The sequence below is a fragment of the Desulfobulbus rhabdoformis genome (genome assembly GCF_016919065.1).
Lineage (GTDB): Bacteria > Desulfobacterota > Desulfobulbia > Desulfobulbales > Desulfobulbaceae > Desulfobulbus > Desulfobulbus rhabdoformis.
Genome location: NZ_JAFFQA010000057.1, coordinates 1 through 25,521, shown reverse-complemented (window position 1 = coordinate 25,521; position 25,521 = coordinate 1). Strand labels below are relative to the sequence as shown.

The following is a 25,521-nucleotide window of genomic DNA, read 5'->3' as shown; positions in this document are numbered from 1 at the left end:
CAGTACGGCTAAGAACAGATAAGACCCGGGGCTGTGTTGCCCGCCGAACAATCTTGGCCATGGTCTATAAACTGGGAATGAGTGCAGAAAAAAAGTGGCAAAGGCTACGAGGATTCAAGCTCCTTGCAGAGATTATCCGGGGCGTCAAGTTCAAGGATGGGGAGTCTGTCACCCCTTTAACAGAAGACGAACTGAACAGGGCCGTCATTTGAGAGCTATTCTTAAACACCAGACTTGACCATAACTCTCATTTAGATGAGGGCTATCAGCCTGCAACCAATTTAATTCCAGCCTTTTTTATATTCACTAGGTCCTAAAATCATGCGCCTCGCACTGCCCTCACTCATTCTCGTTGCCTATATCTGCATCAGCCTGATCTGGTGGTTACCCTGCAGGGGGTGGATCAAAACTGTTTCCAGTATTGTTCTGGTTGCAATCAGTTTGAAATACCTGATTTACGAACGAATCGGTGGTTCTTTCATCGCTCCGGACTTCCCTCCTTTTGTGCTCTTGAGCCTGGAGTTTCTCTACAGCACACTGGTGATTCTCGTCTTTGTGCTCATGCTCAAAGATCTGATCCTGATAGGTGTGTTGATAAGTCGCCTCTGGGGGAGCTCCTGGCAGCTGCCGTATACGCCTGCTTTGAGAGCTGGCGTCTACGTCTGCACTGCACTTGCGCTCGCGTTCTATGCCACCTGGCAATCTGTACGTGTACCGGATGTGCAGACCAGGGAGATTTCCTTTGCCGGGCTTCCTAAGGAGTTGGATGGTTTTACCATCGTTCAGCTCTCTGATCTCCATATCGGGCTCATCCTGAAAAGAGCATGGCTCAGCGAAGTTGTGCGTAAAACCAATGCGGTGAATGCTGATCTTGTAGTTCTCACCGGTGATATGATTGATGGGCAGCCTGATGCTTTAGAAGAGGAGATTGCGCCCTTGAGAGAGTTGCGGGCAAAGCACGGCGTCTACGGTATTACCGGCAACCATGAATACTATTTTGGAGCGCATGCCTGGATTCCTGTTTTTGAGCGGCTCGGTATAACCATGCTGAGCAATGATTTTCGCAGTTTCTCGGTTCAGGGAACGCCCCTGATCCTGGCCGGAGTGCCGGATTCGGCAGCACGCCATTTTGGTGAAGACGGGCCAGATCCAGTTCTTTTTCAAAAGCTCCCCGAAGGCTTTCATCTGCTCTTGCAGCACCGACCTGCTCCCATCAGCAAAGAATCGAAGATAGATCTTCAACTCTCGGGGCATACTCATGGTGGCCACCTCTTTTTCCTTAAATGGTTGATTGGCAGCTTTAACGGCAACCTTGTGGGTGGGCTCTATGATTTTGCGGGCTCGAAACTCTACATCACCCCTGGAACCGGTGTCTGGGCTGGATTCTCAACCCGCCTGGGTGTTCCTGCGGAGATCACTCGGATTGTCTTGCGGCACCAGTCCTAGCATCATAGGGCATTCTGCAAAGACCCGAATTTGCCTAACAGAATTACTGGCGGGTAGAGCGCTCTATCGCATCAATCACTTCATGGAGTGAAACGGCCTCTTCAAAGGAAGGCGCGGTTTGGGTGCCATGGACGATGTCGTTATACATCCGCGCATACATGCGACCGACATTTCTGGCCGCAGCCATCTCTGGCCAGCCTGCGTATTCCTCTTTGGGGGGCATCAGGGGGAGCAATTCGGTTTCTTCGCCGCGCGCGCCACGAACTGTGAGCTGAATCATCTGCGCATGGCCCAAATCTCCGGTTACCTGAATATCACCTTCGGTGCCGTTGATCTCCCAGAGAAGGTTGGTTCCCCGTGAGACGCCACCACGATAGTGGATGGAAAGTGCAGCGCCACTGGCCAAAGTCCCCTGAACCATGATCTGGTCAGCGACATCTTTTGCGGCTGTTGCGCCGGTATCCGTCACCTGCACTCTGTCGTAATGGCGGACAAACTGGGCGGACAAGAGGCCAAAATCTCCCAAGACATCACGCATGGCAGCTAAGGTATGGGCCAGAGGAATACTGAGCATAGTGGCACCGTTTTTCTCGGCAAAGAGGTAGGCCAGCTCTTCCACGGTCTCATTTGCCCAGTTGCCGCCGGAACCGATGAGTGAGGTGGAGAGAACCTTGCCGACAAACCCCTGTGCGATCAGCCCTTTGAGATGTTCGATCTCCAGTGCTGCTCGGGCCTGGGTACCGGCAACGGCCACCACGCCTTTTTCTTGGGCCAGTTTGGCCAACTGCCGCGCTTCGGCCAAACCATTGCCCAGCGGCCACTCGCAGTAGACATGCTTACCAGCCTCTAAGGCTTTGGTCACCAGTTCCAGGTGATGCGGGACCTTGACGGTCACCACCACCAGATCAATTTCCGGTGACTGCACCAGTTGGTCTGCATGTGCAAAGGCAAGGGGAAGGTTCAGTGCCTTAGCCGTGCGTTGCCCGCTTTCCGGGGTGGAGTTGGCAACTCCCATAATGGTGAATTTTTCAGGCTGCGCTTGCAGGCCCGGAACATGAGCAGTTGCCGCCCAGTGACTGTCAGGGTTGAGGCCGATAAAACCAACACGAAGAGGAGTTTGCATAGTTGATCTCCATACTGTAAAGCGCGAACGCTTTAATAGGTATCTGAATCCTTTGTTTTAATAAAAGAGTGCACAGTGTGTCTGTTTACGCCTCCATTTCTTTCTTTTCCCCTGCAACCAGCAGCGTTGAGAGAAAACACCCCAGGCCGCTGATAGCGATGACCAAGCCCATAGGGCCAGGAGTACCGTCGGCCAGCAGACCGACCAGTGCCGAGCCGAGGATGCCGCTGCCATAATGGATCGCGCCCACCAGGGCAGAGACCGCTCCCGCCTGTTGGGGAAAGTGGGCCATGGCTCCGGTGAGTGAGTTGGCGACAATAAAGCCGGTGGTCGAGATGCACAGACAGAGAGGCACGACCAGCCCCCAGAGTCCTCCCCAGCCCGTATGAGCGGTGATCCCGGTGGCGACCGCAGAAAGGGCTGTCACCAGGGCACCCGCACGCAGCAGTTTTTCATAGCCATGACGCATGACCAGTCGCGAATTGAGCATATTTGCCGTCATGATGCCGACAATGACCAATCCAAAAAGCAAACCGTACCTTTGCTCAGGTACATGATAGTACGTGATATAGGCAAAGGGGGTACCGGCAACGTAGGCAAACATTCCCGCATAGAGAAATCCCCCGGCTCCAGCATACCCCAGGACATGCGGGTGCTTGAGTAGTCCACCGTAGCGGAGCATGGCTCGAATGAGCGGTTCCCTGTTTCTTTTCTCCGGGAGAAGGGTTTCCGGAATGGTCCACAACGCGATAAAGGTGAACAAACCAATGGCAACCAAGAGCCAGAAGATCGCACGCCAGCCAGCAAGGATAACGATCTGGCCGCCGACGAGAGGCCCAACAAGTGGAGCGATGGCCATCACCGTAAGCAGTGTCGAGAGCATCTGGGCTCCCCGGTTGCCCTGGTAGAGATCCCTCACCATGGCCCGAGACAGGGCCACACTGGCGCAGGCGCCCAAGGCCTGAATGACACGCCAGCCTATCAGTGCCTGGGCGTTTGCAGCCAGAGCGCAGCCGGCAGAACCGATGATAAAGAAGACCAGGCCAACGGCGATGGAAGGACGTCGACCGTAGCGGTCGCTAATCGGCCCCCAAAAGAGCTGGCCCAGACTGAAGCCGATAAGGTAACTGGAGATCGTCAGTTCAATGCTGCCGTGGCTCGCCTGTAAGGAGGTTCGCATCAGCGGCATGGCCGGAAGGTAAAGGTCTGTGGAGATGGAGGCAAAGCCCATCAGCAGGCTGAGGACCGCGAGGAGGTACCAGCCGGGAGTGACTGTGCCAGGTGCATTGAACTGATTGACTTTCGACATCATAAAACGACTTTAACAAAGGATTGAGGTTGCTGCTCATGGATGGAGGGTTACTCTTCACTCATCGCTTCCACTACCTCAGGGTAGCGCGCTCCCACAACGGTAATTTCTGCTGCGGCTCTGTCAATTTCCTCCAGGTCATTCTTAGAGAGCACCAGTTCGGCTGCACCAATATTTTCTTCAAGCCGGTGCACCTTGGTGGTACCCGGAATGGGAACGATCCAGGGCTTTTGCGCCAACAGCCAAGCCAGGGCAATCTGGGCTGGAGTTGCCTCTTTTTGTGCGGCAATACGGTTCAGTAATGCAACCAGTTCCTGGTTTGCTGCCAGAGCTTCTGGGGTGAATCGGGGCAGGATAGAACGAAAATCGCTCTTGTCAAAGGTGGTGCTCGCGTCCATCTTGCCGGCGAGATACCCTTTGCCCAAGGGGCTGTAAGGCACAAGGCCGATTCCAAGCTCCTCAAGCAGCGGAAGTATACGCGCCTCTGGCTTGCGGTACCAGAGCGAGTATTCCGACTGCAGGGCCGCAACCGGCTGCACCGCGTGCGCACGTCGGATGGTTTCCACTCCGGCTTCGGAGAGGCCAAAGTGTTTGACCTTGCCTTCAGCAATCAGTGTTTGCACGGTTCCGGCCACCTCTTCGATCGGGACCTGCGGGTCGACCCGGTGTTGATAGAAAAGATCGATCACATCGGTTTGCAGCCGTTTGAGCGAGGCCTCACAGACGGCCCTGATGTGTTCAGGACGACTGTTGAGTTTTGGTGCTCCATCGGCACCCTTGGGATCGACCGTGGTGTTAAAGCCAAATTTGGTAGCAATGACCACCTGATCGCGAACCGGCTGCAAGGCCTGACCAAGAAGCTCTTCATTGGTAAAGGGACCATAGACCTCAGCCGTATCAAAAAAATCGACGCCCAGCTCAACGGCCCTGCGAATGAGTGTTGTCATCTTCTGGATGTCTTGGGCCGGACCATAGGAAAAGCTCATCCCCATGCAGCCCAGTCCCAATGCGGAGACCTCCAGTCCACTCTTGCCCAATTTTCTTTTCTGCATATCCGTGTTCCTCGTTGTATTTGAAAATCAAAGGAGACTGTCTGTCGTTCTGGAGCAACAATATGTATGGGAGCAGGGGAGAGATAGTCGGATTCTCTTCAATCCTTGCCCGATACTCCATAAGACCGGCTTTTTTTACCGTTCAGGTCCACAGGAGGCTGTTGCCTGGTAAAGAGGAAAGTGGGGGAGGGCTAGATAAAATAGTCATGCAGGCGAACAACCCGTAACTGCTCCATTTTTTTCAGATGAGGCTGAAAACGCGGATCATCAAAGTTGATCACCTGTCTGGCTTCTTCGATTTCCTTTTTTCGGTATTTGATTTCAGCAAGAATACCCGCCTGATTGAGCCAGCGCCCCTGCTGGTATTCCTTCTGTATGGTATTGAGGTGATTTTCCGCAGGCCGTACAAAGCTTTTAAGATACTCGTTGTAGCTGTGGCCCATGGGATGCCAGCGGTGGTCGCCGCTGGCAACTTCCGCGGTGATCCGTGCCAGTTCTTTTTTCATGTGGGTGATCGCTTTCAGATCTCGCGCATTTTTATTTTCCCAAGCCTCCGCTTTGGCAATATCCTTCCGGGCCTGGGCCAGTTTCTCTGCACATTTCTTTTTAATATCGGCAAGATCATTGTAGGCCTGAGCGACGTTCTTTTTGGCCCGGGAAAGCTCTTCCTGATACCGTTTTTGCAGATCCTGCAGCTCGACCTGTTTCCGATAGAGAATATCCTGAGCACTGTGGTATTTCCAAAAGGTATTGGCGGCCAATCCGGGCCGGAGTTCGGGATACGCCTGCTCAATGCGTACCGAAAGATTCTGCACAAGCTGCGTATACTGTTTGTCTGCCTGGTTTTTCATTTGTTCAACCAGCTTGTAATGTACCTTGACCGCATCCTGAAACTGCTGATTGTAGGCCTGCGCCTCTTCGCCTTCAGCCGCCTGCATCTTGCGGCGCAAGGCTTGGGCTGCTTCCTGGCTTACACGAAGCTGGTCATATTCAGGAATTGTCTTGCGCTGTTTTTCTTCCACGCTGGACTCCTGGGAGGCCAGTTTTTTTTTGTAGATCGCAAGCCTGGTTTGCCACTCTTCAATATCTCCATGGGCACGGCCTTGCCCGATATCATCAATCATGCGAATGGAGCGTTTTGCTGCCTGGGTCAGTGTCTCTTTGTCCCAGCCCTTTGCTTTTTTGAGGGTTTGCAGGGAAAGGGCGGTCTTTTTCCGGGTGGCTTCAGCCTCGTTTACGTCTGTGTAATCGCCCACTAGCCCTAGACCATCCTTAGCCCCCTGATAGATGGTCTTTCCATGTTTATAGACCTCGGCAGTAGCGTCTGCGGTTTTATTGCCCAGCATGGTAATGTTATCCGCGAGAGCATCCATTGATCCACCGAGATCTATGGACTCCCAGACCCCCACATCGGTATCCGTGGTTTTGATCTCTTTTGTGGCGGAGTGCTGTAAACGCTTGGCTATGGTTGCCTGTTCCTGGGCAGATTTTTGCGGATAGAGGCTTGCGACGTACTTCTCCCAACTGCCGCCAAAGTCCTGCGCTACCTTCTGTTGCAGCGCCTTTTGTTTGACCTGAGCCCGTGCGATGGTGGCCTCCATTTGGATGGTGCTTTGATCGCGAGTGTGCAGATCTGAACGCAAACCGTTCAGCTCATCAACAGCCTTGATGGAGTTATCCAGGGATTTAAAGATAATTTGGGCGTTGCCGCTGGTCTTGGCGGCAAGTACACTGATCGTTCCCCGCAAATCGATGTTTTCGGTGGAGAGCATTTGTGCATCTTCTAATTTGGGCCGTTGCATGGTCACGAATTTCTCCAGCTTGAGTTTCATCTCCCGCTGTTCCTGCAGATTGAGCCCCTTGCTGTTTGTATTGATGTAGCGGTAGTAGCCCCCGGCCGATTCAATCTCCTTTTTCATCTGTTGTTGCTTTTTTTCCACGTCATCCCAGAATTGTCGTGCACGGGCAATATCTTCATTGGCCTCTTCATAGGTTGTTATGGTCTGGGCCGCTGATGTGGAGGCATCGGAGACTGCTTTGACATCAGACACTACGCCAGCGACATTGGAGACCATCTCATTGATTTTGCCTGCTGCGGTGTTCTTCGATTCAATGGCGTTGGTGTCCTGATTGCGGCCTTTTTTGAATTGTTCAACCTGCCCACCAATGTCAGTGGCAGCGTTGGTGACACTGTTTGTATGGCTGGTGATCGTATCGATCTGCGCGATAAGTTGCTTGTCAGCTACGGTTGTATTTTTTGAAGATGGAGTTTGCGTCTCAGCTGCATAGAGAGGGGGCATTGACAAAAGAAGTGTCAGAATGCAAAAAAGCACGAAGTACTTGCTCTGAGCGTATTTTTGCAAAGCAGGCCCCTTATTTTCTTGAAGCATTCCACTTATCTCCAGATTTTATTGGTTCACAGTATTGCCAACCGCCATAGAGGTTGCCACCTTGCATTCGAAACTGGAAAAAGCCCCAATGGGCAGAACCTTTAAATTTTGTGGTACAGGTGACGTCGGAATCAGCTTCAACCCATTTTCCCTGCAGCATATTGCCGCCAATGATTCCATAAATACGTCCACCATCTAAGTCGTAGATGCCGGTGACGTTGTGTCCGTCCACATAGATGATCATGTCGCCCTGGTTAGTGGTCCATTCACCGGCAAAATCCTCGGGACTTGTCCCGGTTTTCGTTGTGTCACGGGTGGTGGTGGTAGGTGGAGTTTTTGGGGAATCAAGGCCGTGTATAAGCTCGCGAATACGCTCACGAGCAGCAATAAGTCGACCATAGTCAGGATCGTTGATACTCTCCTCCAGAATATCCATCCAGGTCCGCATCCGTTTATAGGACTGGGCAACAGCAGCGGTTTTTACCCCGCTGGCCTGACCTAGTTCCCGGCGATAGTCCTGTTCCGCCTTACGCATCTTTTCTTTCAGGTACGAGACTGCCTTCCCCGCGATACTTGTGGGGGTAATGTTGGGCTTGGTTGTATCGGCGGGTGGCAGCTTGGCATGAAAGCGGCGAAGGTTGCGCTCCAGTTCCGCCTTGCGTGCATACAGCTGTTTCTTGTAGGCACCAACCCGATCAGCCATCTCCTGGGCACTGACCTGGGCCTGAAACTGATCGGTATAGGCAGCGATCGTCTCCACCGAACCGTTTGCCAGAGCGATGATATCATCTTTAGGCTTGACAGTCAGTGACTTGACCACGCCCCAGGAAAACTGGCCCACGGTTTTTGTGGTGGATGTGGTCAAAGCCCAGGTAAGGGAGGGATTTTTTCCCTGAGTGAGGGCCTGCTCATACTCACGGGCGGCTTTGCTGTATTCACTTTCAGCGACGTCAACCAGTCCGGCAACCGGCGTGGTGTAATAAAAGGTTTTTGCCAGGTGTTTGAGCGTTTTGCCGGTGAGTTCCAGGTTGGAGGTGTCTGCGGTGATCTCTTGTTCAATTTCAGCTCGGGAACGTTTTTGCGCTTCATAGAGTTCGTAAGCATCCACCAGTCCGGAACCGAGGCTGATCTTGGTGAGTTTGAATGTGCCGGTTTTCTTACCGGCTTTGGGTGACGTGGTTCCCTTGCTCGGGACACGCATGCTCTGTTGACGACCAAATTTCTGCACGCTGATCAGGCTTTTGACCTGCTTATTGCGTATAAAGGCATCAAACTGTTTCTGGTTGAGCGCACCATTTAAGGCCCCCCGCTTAAAGCGGGCAGGGACTTCTGTGCCGGAGGTGGGGAGATAAGTGTCAATGCGTTTTCCGGTACGGGCATTGGTGTAGCTCTTCACGGTAAAGCCTTCAGCCTGGGCAAGCAGCGAGCGGTTTCCCTCTCCCAGAATGCCCTGATCTGCGTAATTACGCAGCGCCGTATTACGCAGCATCTCCTGGTGGATGGTGTTCGCAGTGCCGAAATCCCCCGACTTGAGTGCACGTGAATGCTGTTTTTTCAGTAACTGATCCACCTTTTTTTCTGCGCGAAGTCGTTCTTGTATGCCCTGGGTGACCACCTCGCGGCACCGATCCTGGAAGTGCTGCATCTGTTGTTGGCGTGTCTGCGAGGGGGCACCTCCATCGATGACTCCCAGGGTTTCAGGGGTGATACCTGCCTTGATCAGGCTCAGCTTTTCTCTGAAATTAAGCTCGGTGTAGGTCTTGTTACGATTGCTCGGTTTGGCGTAAAAACGATCCATATCGTCAAACAGTTCCGCCACGGGGCGTGCTTTTTTCTGCGAGGGGGTTTTATAGCGATCCATGGCCGTCTGAATGCGCATGGAGCTTTTGGCCAGCTCCTGAACTTTGCCGGATTGAAAGAGTGTTTCGGCATCCATGTCCAGGCTGGCATGAAGTTTTTTCATGTTGTCGGAAAGCTCGATTGAGTATCCCTTGGTACGACCCAGTTCACCGGGTTTGAGCTTGAAGCTGGTCATGATTTCCGGGTCCTGAAATGCGGCCCTGGAGATATACCCCTCTTTGGTCGAATGAAAAAAGGTGCCGTCAAGCTCGTTGATAGTGACTGATCCACCGCCACCGTGGGAGAGGGTATAGCCCATGTCTGTGGCTGTGGTGGTGATACGCTTGAGCTCAGTTTGAGAGATCGTATCCCAATCCACATCGCCAAAGATGCCCTGTGAGTATTTTGAGGTGGACGGCGTGCCTGTCTGACGCAGGCACCTGACCTTGGCTTTTTCAAAGATGGCGGCAAAGATCTGATCCCGTTTTTTGTTGAGCTCCCGTGCTATGCTGAGCATATGACGATCAAAGTCAAAACGATCAGCCGGACTGATGTTTGGGTTTTGATGGAGAATACTCCGCGATTTTTGCAGCGTTTTTTTCATCTCCACCGCATTGACCGGTGGGGTGGGGCCCGCCTTGCTGAGTACGGGACAACAGGCAAGCAGGGTAAGCAGGGCAAGCGGGGAGAGCATATACATTTTTTTCATTGGTTCTCCTCCCCTGACCAAATAGTTTTCAATTGCTGGGCATAGAGCCTGTATTGCTTTTCAGTGCGGGGAGAGCGAATAACCCTCTCCAACTGGCCCATGGCCGTTGCCTGATCCTTTGCGTGGTGGGCAAGCAGGGCGGCCGCCAGGTGCAGGGAGGGTGGGGGATTTTGATGCTTGAGGTGCTTGCGCAAAAAAAGACGCCCTCGGGTAACCTCTCCAGAAGCGGCATACGCGTCCACCAGCATGGCAAGTTGGCGCCCCTCTAAGGGAACCTCGTGCTGCAGCAGATACTCGAATTGATCGATGGCGGAACCAAACTCAGCCTGGGTGAAGTAAAGCTCTGCGAGCAGCTGTCGCGCCTGGTCCTGCTCAGGTTCTGTGCTGAGAATATCCAAAAGTAACCCTTCGGCCAGTTGGGCGGCAAAGGGAAGATCCTGGGCACGGCTATAGAGTGTGGCCTGGAGGAGTTTTATGCCGGTGGATGATGGATCAAGCTCACCTGCCGACTGGGCATAATGTAGAGCCAGGTCAAAGGCTGCACTGTCTTGGTGTTCTTCTGCATAGCGCAGCAGGTCGCGGCTGCGGGAAGCACGTAGGGCAGCGAGCCTGCGCATATTTGCAACCGTTGGCTCTGTCTCCACTAGAGTCATGAGCTTCGCTTCATCGGAAAAAGGGGTAATGACCTCTGAAGCCGAAGGAGCTGTTGGCGGTGGTGGGGGGGAAATCTTTGGGGGAGAAGCAATGAAAATTTGAGCGGTTTTGCCCATCTCTTGAATGGTGGCAGCGTGAATCTCTACGGTATAGAGGGTCTTGGCTTTGAGCTTAATTCGTCCGCAGTGAAGGTTTAAACCCCCGCCTTTCAGGCGGGTAGCATTCTGCTAGCAGCTGGCTTATACTGGTAAGTATGGAATATCGTCAAGGAAGCCATACTAAATACAAGATTGAATTTCATTTTGTTTGGGTGACGAAATATCGTTACCACGTACTCGTGGGTGACATTGCTCTTCGTGTACGAGAGTTGGTTCGTCAGACATGCAAACGCCACGAGATCGATATATTGCGAGGTGTTGTTAGCAAGGATCATGTCCACATTCTTGTCTCGGCACCGCCCAATATTTCACCATCAACAATCATGCGGTGGGTGAAAGGGCGTAGCTCACGAAAGTTATTTGAAGAATTTCCCCATTTAAAGAAGCGATATTGGGGGCAACATTTTTGGGCTCGCGGTTATTTTTGCGTGACAGCTGGTGAGCTTACAAAAGAAATGATCCAAGAATATCTCGCACATCATTTCGAGCCCAAACCTAATGACCGTTTCGATATTGAGCCTTAAACCGGCTGCGCAGCCTGCCGGTGTTGCTGGACTTTCAGTCCGCGATTTTAAACCCACCGATCTTCAAGTCGGTGGTTGTTTAGTTTAACTCCATAGAGGAGTTGTCCTTCTTGTTCGTTGTTGGTGATCCTCTGTCCCTCCATGGTGCGCAGTTCCATGTAGACCGGGACCTTGTCCATATTTTTGCTTTGCAGGAAGTACATGCCTGGCTGCTGGGTTTGAAAGAGCAGACGGGCTGGGCCTGGTTCCAGGAGGACAGGAAAAGGGCCGGCATCAACCAAGATCTCCTGAAATCCTGTTTCATAGCCATTGTTCTCAAGGGCTGCGTCATCAGCTGATCTGGTCAAAACTGGATGCACGAAGGTGCAGGCCAGAATGAGGAGAAACGTCAAATAAGTGGTAATTTTTCTCATAGTCAATAGATGTCTGAACTGGTTGGCATACAGAATGCTAACGGTTTAGGTGAGGATCAAAAAAGGCTTTGGCTATGAGTGTATTGAAATGAAAAGAAAAAGCAAATTTGTATACGAGGGGGAGGGGAACCAGGTTCAGGAAAAGATAATCCAGAATCCGTGACGGCGGTGGTCACTGAACAACCTATCCTATTAATGGGACAAAGATTTTTAAATTAATGCATTTGTCGTTCAGCTTCACCCGTCGCCCCTTGGGGCATCCATCAGCACGCCACCTTCATTGCCTGCAACATACCGATAAAGTGTACTTTAATCGGTACGTCACAAACAACAAAACTGGACGCACCGATGAATGCTCACGGATTCAGGATAATGAAAAAGACACGGAAAACAGAAAACCCGCCGGTGTAAACCGACGGGCTTTCCCTGTCATAAGGGGGGGGAATCTCCTTCTATTCTGAGGTAATGGCCACCTGCTTGACCTCTGAGGCTGGCAGAGCCTTGCGGGGCATGGTGATGGTGAGCACACCATTTTTAAACGCAGCCTTAATGCTGTCCTGATCCACATCCTCGGGAAGGGAGAGGATACGCTGAAACGCACCGTAGCTGCGCTCGATTCGATAATGGTTTTTCTCTTTCTCTTCTTTTTCCTGCCGTTTTTCTCCCCTGATTGTCATGGTATTCTGGCGAACATCAACGGAGATATCTTTTTCCTCAACACCGGGGATTTCAACAGTGAGTTGATACTGGTTGTCTGCGCCGCTTAAATCTACTTTGGGTTTGAGCAGGGCATCTGTGCTCAATCCTTCCCAGTTGCCGAGCCGAGGCATGCCCCAGCCTGCAAAAAACTGGCCAAAGAGATTATCAATGTCTCGATGGAGCTGCAGCATGGGGGGCGTGTGACCGCCAGGGACCCCCTGCGGCTTTTCTGCGTGTTGAACAGGTACGGCATGCGCATGTTCTTCTTCCTTTTTAAACCAGTTCCATGGGGCGAGTTTTTTTAATTCCATGATCTTCCTCCTCTTGGCATGAAGCAGGGTACGTCAGGAAATTCATCTCATCCGGCTTTAATCTCTATCTGGCGCGGTTTGGCTGCCTCGGATTTAGGGAGATGCAGGCAGAGTTGACCATCCTTGAATTCTGCATTGACCTGATTGGTGTCAATGGATTGGGGGACAGAAAAATTGCGCCGAAATTCAACCTCGCCAAACTCTTTCCAGGTGTCCGCACCAACTGATTCCAGGCGACGAATACCAGAGAGAACCATTTTTCCATTATCGATATTGATTACTATGTCCTCCTTGAGGACACCGGGCATATCGGCCTGAAGAAGGATTTCCTGATCATTTTCAAAGACATCAACTTCCGGGGCAATAACAGGCAGTTGTTTGCTTATATTTTTTCCCTGGTCCTTTTGTGCAACAAGATCGGTGTTTGTGCTCATAATGTGCTCCTTATTGCATTATTTATAAGGTAGTATTACTGAATAGTAATTTGTTTGGGTTTCGCCGTCTCCGCTTTAGGTAATACAAGTCTGAGTAAACCATGCGTCAGCGTTGCCTCGGCCTTGGATGCATCCACATCGTAGGGCAGGGTAAAGCTGCGACTGAAACTGCCTCTGGTACGCTCTGTCCGATGGGTTTTGTACCCTTCAGGTGGAGCATTTTTTCTGGTTCCGGTTATTTGCAGATAATTTCCTTGAATTTTGACTTCCAGGTCCTCTTTTTTTACTCCTGGAACCTCGGCCACAATTTCAAGATTGTCACCGGAATCACTGAGATTAGTGGGGGGATGCACTTCTGTACCCACCCAGTTGTAAGCGGGGGATGCCGTTCGATCGAAGTCATTGAAGATGGTGTTCATTCGATTTCGGAATAGATCCATGGCGCCTAAAAACTGATGCATGTCATGAAGATGAGTAAACATAGGTCCTCCTGTATAAGGTGTTGTGTGAGGTAACTGTTCTTCCATCACTCTTGCTGTTTTCTTGCTCTCAAAAATAATCATGACAAAAAAAGCGTCAATGGGTTGAATGCTATTTTTATTCGCATTACTTTAAAATATTATACCGCTAGTAGTAATGAAGATTGACGGAGGGAAATGATATGAGAAAATCGACAGAGAACCCGGGGCATCATTCACCTGGACCAGACGAACTTTCAGCGGAGACCCTGCGCGGGAAACAGTCTGTCCGGGCGACGTTTCGTCTGCCTCCCCAGGTGATTACGCTTCTCAGTGTCGCGGCTAACCAGTTGGGACTTAAACAGAAATCACTTTTTAATCAGTTGGTGGAGGATCGCGAGGTGTTGTCGCAGTTGGCCATGGCGGCAGAAACCCACCAACTGGCACAAAATAAGCGGCAGCAGAAAACCTATGTGGTCAGTCGGAATGCCCTGCTTTCTTTGGAGTATGTCGCCAAATCACTGGGGATGCCACGCGATCTGCTGGTTGAGTTGTCTATTCAGCGTTTGGTACCGGTTTTAAGTTCAGAACAGGAAAAAAATCGAAAACGCGAACTGCTCAGTCGTGAGCTTGAACTGCTTCAACGAAAAAATGAGGAAATTTTACAGCAGTCGATTGAGGAATTGGGAGATGATGATGATGCTACCGAATTGGTTGCCGAGTTGCAGCAGCATTTCGATCGAGTTCTCAGTCAATTTAATCAGCTGGTCGATCAGGGAAAAGAATTAGAAAAATATCAGTAATAATTTCTCCGTATGAAAAACCTAATTGGGCAGAATTTCGTGAAAAAATAACTTGGCAAGGAGTAATTCGGGTACCACAGAATGGCTAGATTATGCCAGGAAAAAATTCTTGATATACTACGGGGGGACCTTGTAACATTCTGATCTTGTGCCTAAAATAGTTCTTATGTTTACGGTTGTAAAATGTTTGACATAATCGAGAAATTTTGTCATAATAAATATCGAGAATAAATTCTCTATTAGTTTTGTGGATGCTCATGAGAGCATTTGGTTATCAGTATCATCTTCTTGAAGAGTAGTTTGGAGTGAAAAGAATGGACAAAACCACAGTGAAGGTTACCCGGAGTATTTTGAAAGGCGCACCGGAGCCAACACTGCGTCGTTTGCCTTTGTATTACCGGTTGCTGAAACAATTGCGTGAAACCACCGGTCGCACCGGTATCTCATGCACTGTGATTGGTTCGGAACTCAAGCTCGACGCAACCCAGGTTCGAAAGGACATTGAAATGACCGGAACCGTGGGACGTCCTAAGGTTGGATACGAGATCAATGAGCTTATCAGTGCCATTGAGCGGTTTCTGGGCTGGGATAAGATCACAGAAGCATTTCTCGTCGGAGCGGGAAATCTGGGAGAAGCGCTTATGGGCTATCCGGGTTTTACCGATTGCGGTCTGAGCATCGTGGCCGCCTTTGATGTCGATCCGAACAAGTGCCACCGGGTGATTCATGGAAAACATGTTCGGCATATCAGTAAATTAACAGGTTTGATGCGCAGAATGCGCGTCCAGTTCGGTATTATCACTGTCCCCGGTGAGCATGCACAACAGGCCGCTGATCTCCTGGTTGAGGGAGGGGCAATGGCGATTTGGAATTTTGCTCCGGTAAAGATCCATGTTCCGGAAAATGTCATCGTGACCAATGAAGATTTGTACTGCTCGCTGGCAGTTTTGTCACAAAAAATGACACGAAGGCTGGCTGAAACCCGTTCTAAAGGAGCGGTTAAATCATGATTGAGCAGGGGGCTGCCGTGCAGACGCCGGCGCGCCGTTTTGACAAAGTTTGCACGATTCTTGATGAAAATGGCAGACAACCCCAGCGATTGATTCCTATACTCCAGGCCGTGCAGGAAGAATACCGCTACCTGCCTGAAGATGTTCTCACCTTTGTTGCCGACGGGTTAGGTATTCCTGGAGCGCGGGTTTATGGTGTGGCTACCTTTTACTCCCATTTTACCCTTGAGCCCAAAGGCAAATACATTGTTCGTCTTTGTGATGGTACCGCCTGTCATGTAAAACGCTCCATCCCGATCTTAGAGGCTCTCCATGCCCGCCTCGGTCTGAGCTCCAAGCAGAGTACCACCGATGACATGCTCTTTACTGTAGAGACCGTAGCCTGTTTGGGTGCCTGCGGTCTGGCTCCGGTGGTGATGATTAACGAGGAAGTTCATGGGCAAATGACTCCCGCGGCAGCTATAGAATTAATCGATGCAATCGTAGCACGGGAGAAGCTCGCATGAGTATGCCCTACACCGCAACCCATCCCGACCCGCTTATGGGGGCGCAACGGCGTGTTATCCTCTGTGCGGGAACCGGCTGTGTTGCCAATGGCGCCTTGGATGTTTATGCGGCCTTTCAAGAGCAGATGCAGGCACGCAGGCTCCCTTTTACCCTTGAACTTAAAGCGGAAGAGGATAATCACGAGGCTACCGCCTTTACCCGCAGTGGTTGCCAGGGCTTTTGCCAGATGGGGCCTTTGGTGACGATTCTGCCTGAAAATATTCTTTACACGCAGGTCGGGGCTGAAGACGTCGAAGAGATTATAGACACCTCGCTTATTTGTGGCGGGGTGGTCGATCGGCTGCTCTACACCGAGCCGGGCAATGGTCATGCCTGCACCGGTCCCGATGATATTCCCTTTTACACCCGGCAACAGCGTTTTGTCCTCGGGGAATGCGGTATCATTGATCCGGAGAGTCTGGACGAATACCTGCGTATTGGCGGCTACGAGGGGGCCAGGAAAGCCATGCTCAAGATGGCGCCCGAGGAAATCTGTAACGAGATCACCGAATCCGGCCTGCGCGGCCGAGGTGGCAGCGGATATCCCACCGGGATCAAGTGGGAGACGGCCAGCAAACAGGTCAGCGATAAAAAATATGTGATCTGTAATGCTGATGAGGGAGACCCCGGGGCTTTTATGAACCGCTCCGTTATGGAAGGGAATCCCCACTGCGTCATTGAAGGACTCATGATCGCGGCCCGTGCTATCGGAGCCGACAGGACCCTGGTGTATGTGCGCGCCGAGTATCCGCTGGCTGTTGAGCGGATGCGCCGGGCGGTCAAGGATGCTCAGGAGCGTGGCATTCTCGGTGAAAATGTTTTTGGCAGCGGTTGCAAGCTCACCTGCGAAATCATGGAAGGAGCAGGGGCCTTTGTCTGCGGTGAGGAAACCGCGATGATCGCCTCCATTGAAGGGCAGCGCGGCATGCCCCGGCCCAAGCCACCGTATCCGGCCCAATCAGGTCTTTGGGGAAAACCGACCATTATTAATAACGTCGAGACCCTGGCCCATGCGGTGCGTATCGTCCGTGAAGGCGCCGGGCGGTTTCGGGAGCTGGGCACGCCCACCTCGCCCGGCACCAAGACCTTTGCCCTGACCGGGCATGTGGCCAATACCGGTCTGATAGAGGTCCCCTTTGGTACCACGCTGCGTGAGATCGTCTACAATATCGGCGGCGGAGTCACCAGGTCCGATGGCTCTATTGATCCCGCTGGCTTCAAGGCTGTGCAGATCGGCGGCCCTTCGGGAGGCTGCCTCACCCCGGACCACCTTGAGCTGTCTCTGGATTTTGATTCGCTAAAGTCCGTGGGCGCCATGGTTGGCTCCGGTGGTCTGGTGGTGATGAATCAGGACACCTGCATGGTCTCTGTTGCCCGTTTTTTCATGGAGTTTACCCAACGGGAGAGCTGCGGTAAATGCGTGCTCTGCCGAGAAGGGACGCAACAGATGCTGGCCATGATGGATGATATCATCGAAGGTCGTGCCGATGAGACAACCATCCCTTTGCTCAAAGAGTTGGGACATGCGGTACAGAAAGGCTCACTCTGCGGTCTTGGAAAAACTGCACCTAATCCTGTGCTTTCCACCCTCCATTACTTCCCCGAAGAGTATGAAGCCCATGTGCATGACAAGGTCTGCCCGGCCGGTCAGTGTAAGGCCCTGATTAAGCCATCGATCGATCCTGCAAAGTGCAAGGGGTGCGGTCTCTGTGCCCAAAAGTGTCCGGTGGAGGCGATCAGCGGCGAGAAAAAGGAGCCACATGTGATTGATGAGGCCAAGTGCATCAAATGCGGTGTTTGTGCAGAGACATGTAAATTTGATGCTGTGATTGGCTTTTAGGGGGAGGTGAGCTATGAACAAGACAACAGCCACCGTGACCATCGATGGCCGCAAGGTCATTATCGAGAACGAGAAAAATCTGTTGGAGCTGGTGCGTAAGGCCGGTATCGATCTGCCCACCTTTTGCTATTATTCAGAATTAAGTGTCTACGGCGCCTGCCGTCTCTGTCTGGTTGATGTGGAAGGGAAGGGGATTCTGGGAGCTTGCTCCACCCCGCCGGAGGCAGGGCTGGTGATTCGCACCAATACCCAGGAGTTGAGGGAGATTCGCAAAATCTCCATTGAGTTGATTTTGGCCAATCACGACCGGGAGTGCACCAGCTGTGTGCGGTCCGGCTCCTGTCAACTGCAGGATATCGCCCGTCGCTTGGGGGTGGATAAGATTCGCTACCGCTCCATCTACGAGCCTAAGCCGGTGGATACATCCAGCCCGGCCTTGGTTCATGATCCCAACAAATGTGTGCTCTGTGGTGACTGTGTCCGCTTTTGTAACGAGATTCAATCCATCGGTGCCATTGACTTTGCGTACCGAGGTCATAATGCCGCTGTTGTCCCGGCCTTTGGCAACGATCTCGCCTCCACCGAATGTGTCAACTGTGGTCAGTGTGCCGCCGTCTGCCCCACCGGCGCCCTTGCGCCCGCATCCCAGGTCAATAAGGTCTGGCAGGCGATCAACGATCCGCAAAAGACGGTTGTCGCTCAGATCGCACCGGCGGTTCGCGTGGCTATCGGTGAAGAGTTCAACATGGAATACGGTCTGAGCACCACCGGACAGGTTGTCGCCGCCATGAAACGCATGGGCTTTGATACGGTCTACGACACCAGCTTCACCGCGGACCTTACCGTCGTTGAAGAGGGCAACGAGTTTATCACCCGCAAAATAAATGGTGAACGGTTGCCGCTTTTTACCAGCTGCTGTCCGGCTTGGGTGAAGTTCGCCGAACAGTATTATCCCCAGTTGATCGACAACCTTAGCTCCTGTCGCTCGCCGCAGCAGATGATGGGGGCCATGGTGAAACATAGCCTGCCCTCACAGATCAATCGGGATCGCAAGGATGTGGTCATGGTTGCCATTATGCCCTGTACGGCAAAGAAATTTGAGGCGAAACGGCCTGAGTTTCAGACCAACGGTACTCCGGATGTGGACTATGTGCTCACAACCCAGGAACTGGCCCGCATGATCGAACAGTCGGGTTTAAGCCTTGAGAAGCTTCATCCCACCAGTTTTGATATGCCCATGGGATTCAAAACCGGTGCCGGGATACTCTTTGGCAACTCCGGCGGTGTGACCGAGGCTGTCCTGCGCTATGCAGTAGGACACCTGACAGGGAGCAACCCGGTTGATCCTGAATTTGAAGAGATTCGTGGGGAAGACTCGCTTCGCATTATTGGAACGGAGGTTGGCGGTCTGGAGCTGAGTGTGGCCATTGTCCACGGGTTGGGCAAAGCTCGCGAGGTAATGGAGCGTATTTTAGATGGCTCTTTAACCGTTGATTTGGTTGAGGTCATGGCCTGCCCCGGTGGCTGTATCGGCGGTGCCGGACAGCCGGTGAGCAGTGATATCGCCCTGCGCCGCAAACGACGCGCCGAGGCCATTTACACTACCGACCGGCTTCTGGATCTGCACTGTTCCCAGGAAAATCACTTTGTCAACGAGTACTATCACAGGTATTTAGGCGAGCCGGGCAGCCGGGAGGCACGCCGTTTGCTTCACACTCACTATCATCACCGCCGCCGAACCAGTGCTGAAGAGTCGGCATTGAGAAAAGTGGTGAAAGTGAGCGGCGATGAAATGCTGGCGGTTCGCGTTTGCGCAGGGACAGGCTGTTTTCTCCGTGGCTCCCAGAATATCATCCAGGGCCTGATGAAACATGTTGAGGCCAATGAGCTTGCCGACAAGGTGCTGGTGCAGGCCTCCTTTTGTTTTGAGAAATGCGGTGAAGGCCCCAATGTGGCGGTCGGCGACACCATCATCTCCCACGCAACGCTGGAGAAGGTGATCGAGGCGATCCATGCGGCGCTGGCCCAAGAAGGGGAACCTGTGTAAGGCTGGCCTTGTACAATTTGTATGATAAGGAGCTTCCGTGGCATGGCGGTTTTTCGCGACAGGCCGTCATGTCATGGGAGTCACCCTGTAGGCTGTAAACGATTAATCAAGACCTGAATCCGTGCGTAATTACGCGCCATCTAGGACTCAGGCAAAAGTTTCGACGGCGCTCCCTACTCCTACTGCGTGGGCTCCGGTACGGGCTGTTTACCGGAGTCCTGTCGAATTTTTCCCTGTTTGCGTCTCTGCTGGTGTGCATCATGGCGCAAAATCTCACTGAAACAGATTCTCTCGGCACCCCCACCATTCCAGGCCCCCTCTCTAGGGCAATCATGTCCTGCGGGCGGTTGAAAATCCCCTCTTGCCGGTCGACCTCTTCCTCTTTTACTGGTGAAGTCTCATCTCCATCTCATTGTCAGCACCTGCATCAACGAGCCGCATCAGGATTCCAGCACGCCTAAAAGCTGGACCTACGCCGTAATATCGTCCGCCGTATTGCCTCTCTTTTGTAAGACACGTGTTTCACACGACTTCGGTGCGTTTTTTCTGAGCAACTTGTTCTGTAGAAAAAAGATATAGCAATCCTGTATGATCGGAACTAACAAAAGGAAGAGGAGAAACAAACTCACCCCTTCCACAATGGTAGACAATGGTATGTCAGAAATACGCACTGGTCGTCAGAAGTATTATGATGTTTTTTCTCACTTTTATGATGTTTTCATAAAAGCTCATGCCGGTCGTCATCGCAGTGAAACTCGTAACTTTTTAGTGAATTCTGCTGACATTGAGGCGAGGCCCTGTCCTAAAATATTAGATATCTGCTGCGGGACAGGATCGGTGATTCTTGCCTTCTCAAAAAAATATCCAGCGGCGTTGGCTGTCGGCTATGATTTTTCCTGGGGCATGCTGCAGAAGGCAAGAGGCAAGGACATAGACCACACAATATCCTTTGTCCAAGGGGATGCGGCAAGGCTGCCTTATGTCGATGACTGTTTTGATATAGTCTGCTGTTCCCATGCCCTCTATGAGCTGAAAGGTAAGGCCAGAACCTTCGCGCTTCTGGAAATGAAACGGGTTGTACAACCAGATGGCAAAATTTTACTTATGGAGCATGAGGTACCACGAAACCCTCTTGTAAAAATCCTTTTTTACCTACGGATGTTGGTGATGGGCTCAGCCGATACAAAGGAATTTGTCCGCCAGGATATTTCTCAATACCAGAGCCTTTTTGCAGACATTCAGATTTCGCATACCCCTTCAGGAAAAAGCAAGCTTATCACCTGTGTGAAATAAAACATCTTTTCCCCTGTATGAGCCTCTCCGATATATCACTTGTAGCTGCAGTTGGCCTCGGTGCCGGAGGGCATCCGTGAACGGCAATGATAAGAGCATGAACTAAGCTTTATTCTAAATTTTAGGCATAGCGAAATTATGGAAATCGAGAAGGGAAAAAGTAGGGATTACCAAACGTTAATTGCAATTTGGGAGTCCTCCGTTCGTGCAACACATGACTTTTTAGAGCAAGAAGACCTCAAAACCCTGAAGTCGCTTATTGTTGAAAAATTTTTTGACACTGTAGATTTATATTGCGCAAAAGATGAAAGTTGTAACATATTGGGCTTCTGCGGGATTTATGAGGATAAAGTTGAGATGTTGTTTGTTGCGCCAGATATCAGAGGGAAAGGAGTTGGTTCAAATTTGATGGAATATGCCATCCTGAAAAAAAACATTACAAAAGTTGATGTAAACGAACAAAATAAACTGGCTTTAGGTTTTTATGAACATCTAGGATTTAAAGTAGTTGGGCGTTCTCCGCTTGATGGCCAAGGAAAGCCATACCCACTTTTGCATATGGAACTTGTAGGAACTTAACCCTGAATTCGTGAGCAGTCCATTCCGTAAATAAAAATTCAAGAAGAGGAGTCACTGCAATGACAGGGAGCACCGATCCTATTCGAATTTTAAGTGCACTCTCCGCCTTTTGTGGCCTTGTCTTTCTGCTCATCAATACCCCAGAGTAATAATGCGAAAATTGATTTGGCTACCGATTTTTTTGCTTTTGGCTTCTTGTGATAATTCTGGAGATATTTGGGTTCATTCAGGTGATTCTGTCAACATTAATGGAAGCACCTTATCTCTCACCAGTCATTGGTACACGATGAGAGAAAATGACGATATCTGTGCTATATATAACAGTTATTTCGGGGGCAATTTGTTGTCTTCAACCATGTACAAAGGGAAGGTCGTCAATGAAAAGGCAGAAGTCTACAAGGTCAAAAAATTGTATCATATAGGGGTGACAGTCTATGAGAACGTCGATCCGACCATCATCACCTTTAATAGAAAGGAGATGTCCGTCAGGATTGAAATTCCAGACCATGTGCTTGATCTGAATGAATTATCGGGGGGCGATGATCCCTCTATACCAGTCCACCATGTTAAAGGTGAAATAAAAATACATTCATATGTGAAAGTCAAAAATGTAAAGTATCTGCAAGATAAAATAGTGAACGAAAAGAAAGAATGCGGGAAGGTTTTGTAAGAAATGATTTTAAAACATCATTTAGGGGCGTAGGTTTCTGGTTTGCTCACGCTTTGATGTGGCAAAATGACCAAAGGAGAGCACAATGGCAGGTAGTATCGATCCTATTCGAATTTTAAGTGCCCTATCCGCCTTTTGTAGCCTTGTCTTTCTGTTAGTTAGGACCATGAAGGAGTTAAGGGAAGGGCTTGAAACTCTGGGGTTAGGTCAAAAAGAGTCCCCATCTCTTTTCTATGAGCTATGCTTTTGGGGCATTGTGAGCGCCCTTATTGGTGGATTCATTTGGGGCCTCTTTTGGGAGCAGAGTATAGGTGGTGCGGGCAGAGAGCCACATGGGATTTGGGCAATATTGTGGGCATTTGTCACTAATTTGCCAGGATTATTGGTTTTGGTGGCACTCAATCGGAAATACCATTTCCTGTTGTGGAAAGAGCGCTTGTTGCCATGCGCGGCATGGTTAAGCGGTATCGTTATTGGAGCTTGGGTCTTCTATGATTTGCCGTTAGCTGGCTTCAATGGATTTCGAGAGTTTTTTTTGAACAATTCTTTTGACCTAGCGGAACTCTGGCTCGTCATCATTTGGTCAGCGTTGGTGGCAATTCCCGCTTTTTTCTTCTTTGCGGTTTCCAAGCGGTCCCGTAATAATACTCCCTTTTCTCTAACGGTCTTCTGGGCTGGTGTGGTCCGTCCAAGCGGTTTAACTGTTCTTGTCACAACGCTTGTCGTTGGAGCCTTCATGATTGTCTATCCAGATCAGAGCCAGTTGAGTCAAGCCAGAGGTGTTTTAGCGGGTTTGTTTCTAAGAGTTATGCTCTTTATCAATTTGTTTCTTGTTCTGTCTCCATCTGAGTGAAACTTTACGTACAAACTTTCCAACTTAAACCTGATTCCAGGATGCGCATAATTCGATTATTGGTAGTGCTCTCTATAAATTAGTTACCGGGCTGCACCAGTATTCTGCGATTTACTTATATTCATAGCAAAAAGGCTCCACGCGCAAGTATTTGTCAGTAGTACTCTTGCGGTAAAAGGCTGGTCGCTTCGTCCTTTTGCCGCTCCTGAGCCTTGTTGTTGAGCGTCATCTATCTTGGAGTACATTTGAAAAAGAGTGATAAATGAAAACTAAAATTGCTATAATTGGCGAGTATTACAACAATTTTGAACCGCATATCTCTCTGAATACCTCGCTTGATTATTTAAGTGAAGAATACAGTTTCGGGTATGAATGGATTGAGACTGAACTCGTGGAAAAAGAAAGAGATGGTCTTTTAAAACAATATGCGGGTATTTGGAGTGCTCCTGGGAGTCCATTTAAAAGCCTTGCCGGCGCGTTGTATGCCATTACATTTGCGCGTTTAAACGATATTCCGCATCTTGGAACATGTGCAGGGTTTCAACATGCTGTCCTAGAACTTGCGAGGAATGTACTTGGAATTAAGGATGCTCAGCACGAGGAATATAATGCTCATTCTTCAACATTATTTGTCAATAAGTTGGTGTGTTCGCTCGCAGGAAAGACGATGGATGTCTACCTCAAGAATGGCACACTTGCTCAAAAACTTTATGGGATTGATGAAACAAAAGAGGACTATTATTGCAACTTCGGAATTAATCCGGCATTCAGGGAATATTTAAATCATCCTGAAATATCTGTTGCTGGTGTAGATCAGGATGGTGAAATTCGAATCATTGAATTGCCGAGCAATAAATTTTTTCTGGTTACCTTGTTTGTGCCGCAAATCAAGTCGGTAGCAGGTGCTCCGCATCCACTGATCAAAGGTTTTGTAGATTCTGTCTGTGTAAAATGAGGAAAGCGGGAAAGCTCAACTTAGGCAACCAATAAGGATAGATTCACGAATGAACCACGTTGGCACATCAGTTGTAATATTGCCAGTCAGGAGTATGAATTGATCGAGTTGCATCCATTTAACGAAGGCGATTTTAGTCCGTTGATCGCCGAAATTTCAGACGCTCGATTTCTTTTTCAATGGGCTGGGCCAAAGTATACCTATCCTCTGGATACCACCCAATTAAGTAATACCCTGGCAAAGACCATTGGTGCGTCTCCGTCGTATCAGGTCTTTAAGGCCATCGAAACAGATGAATCAGAAACAGTCGGCCATATTCAGTTGATGGATATTGATTATAATGATGGAAGCTGCGTCATTGGTAGAGTCTTGATATTTCAAAAATTTCGTGGTAACGGATTTGGCAGAGCAATGGTGCAGGCTGCTGTAGATTTTGTCTTTGATAACTTGTGCTTATCCGAAGTTACCCTTGGTGTGTTTGATTTCAACATGCCAGCAATTGCTACGTACAAGAGCCTCGGATTCACTGAATACCAATTTATCAAAGGTGCGCGTCGGTTTGAAAATGAAAGCTGGAATGCAATTAAGATGAAACTCTATAAAAAAAGTTGATTCCGTTCAAAGAACGGTGAAATGCTGAAATTAGTTGTTTGTTAATGCTTTAAGACTTATGAGGTCATGATGAAGGAACCAAATGTTGTTGATTTGTCGTCAATTTTATTGAAAGACTCTATTTTGAAATGTGTTGAACCTGATATTTATTCGGTATTACCGGATGAATCATGGAACGAGTACGACAGCAAATTCGGACTTTTTTATGACCTGGTAGCGTGTAATCCTTTTTATAATAGAATTGTTTGGGGGTATTCGACCCAAATGTTTTCGAAGTTGGTAGATGATGCTCTTCACTCCGCCTCAGATGGGCCAGTGCTGGATATAGGATGTGGCTCTCTTGCTTTCACGAAAAACGAATACAGTCAATATAAAGATCGACTTGTGGTGTTGTCTGATCAATCAATTGCAATGCTCCGGATGGCAAAAGAAAGATTAATCAAGATAAATGGTAAGATTCCTGATAACCTACTGCTGCTCCATGCAGATGCATTGAACCTTCCGTTTCAGGATAATTCGTTTAAGACGATTATTTCAGAAAATTTGCTCCATTGCCCAGGGCAAGCGCATCAAAATGTCCTAACTAGGCCCAGTTAGAACCGAATTATTTTCGACCAGCGAAAAAATACGAATAAAATCGATTTATTATTCAATTCTACTCGCATAGCCTCTATATATTACCCTTCAAAAATCACTTACTTGGAGAAGGGGCATGAAAAAACAGCAGCCAGACATTATTTCCCATTTCGAAAATTTAATTGATCCGAGAGTAGAAGGGAAAAACCGGCATTTGC

The 25,521-nt window shown here is 50.0% G+C and carries 24 protein-coding genes and 1 pseudogene; 15 read left to right on the top strand and 10 right to left on the bottom strand.

Annotated elements, in window-relative coordinates:
- A pseudogene (locus JWJ90_RS20295) lies at positions 1-212 on the top strand (IS256 family transposase); the annotation flags it as partial.
- Positions 213-321: 109 nt separating this feature from the next.
- Positions 322-1,446: a metallophosphoesterase gene (locus JWJ90_RS20290; RefSeq protein ID WP_205229052.1), complete on the top strand. Its 1,125-nt coding sequence runs from the start codon at positions 322-324 to the stop codon at positions 1,444-1,446.
- A gap of 43 nt (positions 1,447-1,489) precedes the next feature.
- Here the strand turns inward: JWJ90_RS20290 and JWJ90_RS20285 are convergent, their stop codons facing one another.
- The 6 genes from JWJ90_RS20285 to JWJ90_RS20260 all read right to left on the bottom strand — a co-directional run bounded on the left by JWJ90_RS20285 (position 1,490) and on the right by JWJ90_RS20260 (position 10,521).
- Complete coding sequence (locus JWJ90_RS20285) at positions 1,490-2,569, bottom strand: Gfo/Idh/MocA family protein (RefSeq protein WP_205229051.1); 1,080 nt, start codon at positions 2,567-2,569, stop codon at positions 1,490-1,492.
- 85 nt (positions 2,570-2,654) lie between these two features.
- Positions 2,655-3,881 carry a multidrug effflux MFS transporter gene (locus tag JWJ90_RS20280; RefSeq protein WP_205229050.1) on the bottom strand — a complete coding sequence of 409 codons (1,227 nt, stop codon included), beginning with the start codon at positions 3,879-3,881 and terminating at the stop codon, positions 2,655-2,657.
- A gap of 47 nt (positions 3,882-3,928) precedes the next feature.
- On the bottom strand, positions 3,929-4,930 hold the full coding sequence (locus JWJ90_RS20275) for an aldo/keto reductase (protein WP_240195069.1): 1,002 nt from the start codon (positions 4,928-4,930) through the stop codon (positions 3,929-3,931).
- A gap of 191 nt (positions 4,931-5,121) precedes the next feature.
- Entirely contained in the window at positions 5,122-7,320 is a 2,199-nt protein-coding gene (locus JWJ90_RS20270) for a hypothetical protein (RefSeq protein ID WP_205229049.1), read from the bottom strand.
- The gene (locus tag JWJ90_RS20265) at positions 7,304-9,868 is read right to left on the bottom strand and encodes a hypothetical protein (protein ID WP_205229048.1); all 2,565 of its coding nucleotides are present in this window, start codon (positions 9,866-9,868) and stop codon (positions 7,304-7,306) included. Before JWJ90_RS20265 ends, JWJ90_RS20270 begins: the two co-directional genes overlap by 17 nt.
- Complete coding sequence (locus JWJ90_RS20260; protein ID WP_205229047.1) at positions 9,865-10,521, bottom strand: tetratricopeptide repeat protein; 657 nt, start codon at positions 10,519-10,521, stop codon at positions 9,865-9,867. Before JWJ90_RS20260 ends, JWJ90_RS20265 begins: the two co-directional genes overlap by 4 nt.
- Positions 10,522-10,775: 254 nt before the next feature.
- Here JWJ90_RS20260 and tnpA point away from each other — a divergent pair, with 254 nt between their 5' ends.
- On the top strand, positions 10,776-11,204 hold the full coding sequence (gene tnpA / locus JWJ90_RS20255) for an IS200/IS605 family transposase (protein ID WP_205229046.1): 429 nt from the start codon (positions 10,776-10,778) through the stop codon (positions 11,202-11,204).
- A gap of 47 nt (positions 11,205-11,251) precedes the next feature.
- Here the strand turns inward: tnpA and JWJ90_RS20250 are convergent, their stop codons facing one another.
- From JWJ90_RS20250 to JWJ90_RS20235, 4 genes are all read right to left on the bottom strand, one after another.
- Complete coding sequence (locus tag JWJ90_RS20250; protein WP_205229045.1) at positions 11,252-11,551, bottom strand: hypothetical protein; 300 nt, start codon at positions 11,549-11,551, stop codon at positions 11,252-11,254.
- A 518-nt stretch (positions 11,552-12,069) separates the two neighbouring features.
- Positions 12,070-12,627, bottom strand: a complete 558-nt coding sequence (locus tag JWJ90_RS20245) for an Hsp20/alpha crystallin family protein (protein ID WP_205229044.1) — start codon at positions 12,625-12,627, stop codon at positions 12,070-12,072.
- 47 nt (positions 12,628-12,674) lie between these two features.
- On the bottom strand, positions 12,675-13,061 hold the full coding sequence (locus JWJ90_RS20240; RefSeq protein ID WP_205229043.1) for an Hsp20/alpha crystallin family protein: 387 nt from the start codon (positions 13,059-13,061) through the stop codon (positions 12,675-12,677).
- A 35-nt stretch (positions 13,062-13,096) separates the two neighbouring features.
- Entirely contained in the window at positions 13,097-13,543 is a 447-nt protein-coding gene (locus JWJ90_RS20235) for an Hsp20/alpha crystallin family protein (protein WP_205229042.1), read from the bottom strand.
- A gap of 179 nt (positions 13,544-13,722) precedes the next feature.
- Between JWJ90_RS20235 and JWJ90_RS20230 the strand changes: the two genes are divergently transcribed.
- From JWJ90_RS20230 to JWJ90_RS20175, 12 genes are all read left to right on the top strand, one after another.
- The gene (locus tag JWJ90_RS20230) at positions 13,723-14,322 is read left to right on the top strand and encodes a hypothetical protein (protein ID WP_205229041.1); all 600 of its coding nucleotides are present in this window, start codon (positions 13,723-13,725) and stop codon (positions 14,320-14,322) included.
- A gap of 314 nt (positions 14,323-14,636) precedes the next feature.
- Positions 14,637-15,332, top strand: a complete 696-nt coding sequence (locus JWJ90_RS20225) for a redox-sensing transcriptional repressor Rex (protein WP_205229040.1) — start codon at positions 14,637-14,639, stop codon at positions 15,330-15,332.
- Positions 15,329-15,838, top strand: a complete 510-nt coding sequence (locus JWJ90_RS20220; protein WP_205229039.1) for an NADH-quinone oxidoreductase subunit NuoE family protein — start codon at positions 15,329-15,331, stop codon at positions 15,836-15,838. Before JWJ90_RS20225 ends, JWJ90_RS20220 begins: the two co-directional genes overlap by 4 nt.
- The gene (locus JWJ90_RS20215) at positions 15,835-17,718 is read left to right on the top strand and encodes an NADH-ubiquinone oxidoreductase-F iron-sulfur binding region domain-containing protein (protein WP_205229038.1); all 1,884 of its coding nucleotides are present in this window, start codon (positions 15,835-15,837) and stop codon (positions 17,716-17,718) included. The genes JWJ90_RS20220 and JWJ90_RS20215 overlap by 4 nt, the downstream gene beginning before the upstream one ends.
- Positions 17,719-17,731: 13 nt before the next feature.
- Positions 17,732-19,765: a [FeFe] hydrogenase, group A gene (locus JWJ90_RS20210; RefSeq protein WP_205229037.1), complete on the top strand. Its 2,034-nt coding sequence runs from the start codon at positions 17,732-17,734 to the stop codon at positions 19,763-19,765.
- Positions 19,766-20,419: 654 nt separating this feature from the next.
- Positions 20,420-21,058: a class I SAM-dependent methyltransferase gene (locus JWJ90_RS20205; RefSeq protein WP_205229036.1), complete on the top strand. Its 639-nt coding sequence runs from the start codon at positions 20,420-20,422 to the stop codon at positions 21,056-21,058.
- Between the two features lie 138 nt (positions 21,059-21,196).
- Entirely contained in the window at positions 21,197-21,637 is a 441-nt protein-coding gene (locus tag JWJ90_RS20200; RefSeq protein ID WP_205229035.1) for an acetyltransferase, read from the top strand.
- 151 nt (positions 21,638-21,788) lie between these two features.
- Positions 21,789-22,307, top strand: a complete 519-nt coding sequence (locus JWJ90_RS20195; RefSeq protein ID WP_205229034.1) for a hypothetical protein — start codon at positions 21,789-21,791, stop codon at positions 22,305-22,307.
- Between the two features lie 85 nt (positions 22,308-22,392).
- Positions 22,393-23,160, top strand: a complete 768-nt coding sequence (locus JWJ90_RS20190) for a hypothetical protein (RefSeq protein ID WP_205229033.1) — start codon at positions 22,393-22,395, stop codon at positions 23,158-23,160.
- A 262-nt stretch (positions 23,161-23,422) separates the two neighbouring features.
- Positions 23,423-24,115, top strand: coding sequence for a CTP synthase C-terminal region-related (seleno)protein (locus JWJ90_RS20185; protein ID WP_205229032.1), 693 nt, complete (start codon positions 23,423-23,425; stop codon positions 24,113-24,115).
- A gap of 99 nt (positions 24,116-24,214) precedes the next feature.
- The gene (locus JWJ90_RS20180) at positions 24,215-24,727 is read left to right on the top strand and encodes a GNAT family N-acetyltransferase (RefSeq protein WP_205229031.1); all 513 of its coding nucleotides are present in this window, start codon (positions 24,215-24,217) and stop codon (positions 24,725-24,727) included.
- Positions 24,728-24,793: 66 nt separating this feature from the next.
- The gene (locus JWJ90_RS20175; protein ID WP_205229030.1) at positions 24,794-25,324 is read left to right on the top strand and encodes a class I SAM-dependent methyltransferase; all 531 of its coding nucleotides are present in this window, start codon (positions 24,794-24,796) and stop codon (positions 25,322-25,324) included.
- Positions 25,325-25,521: the final 197 nt, after the last annotated feature.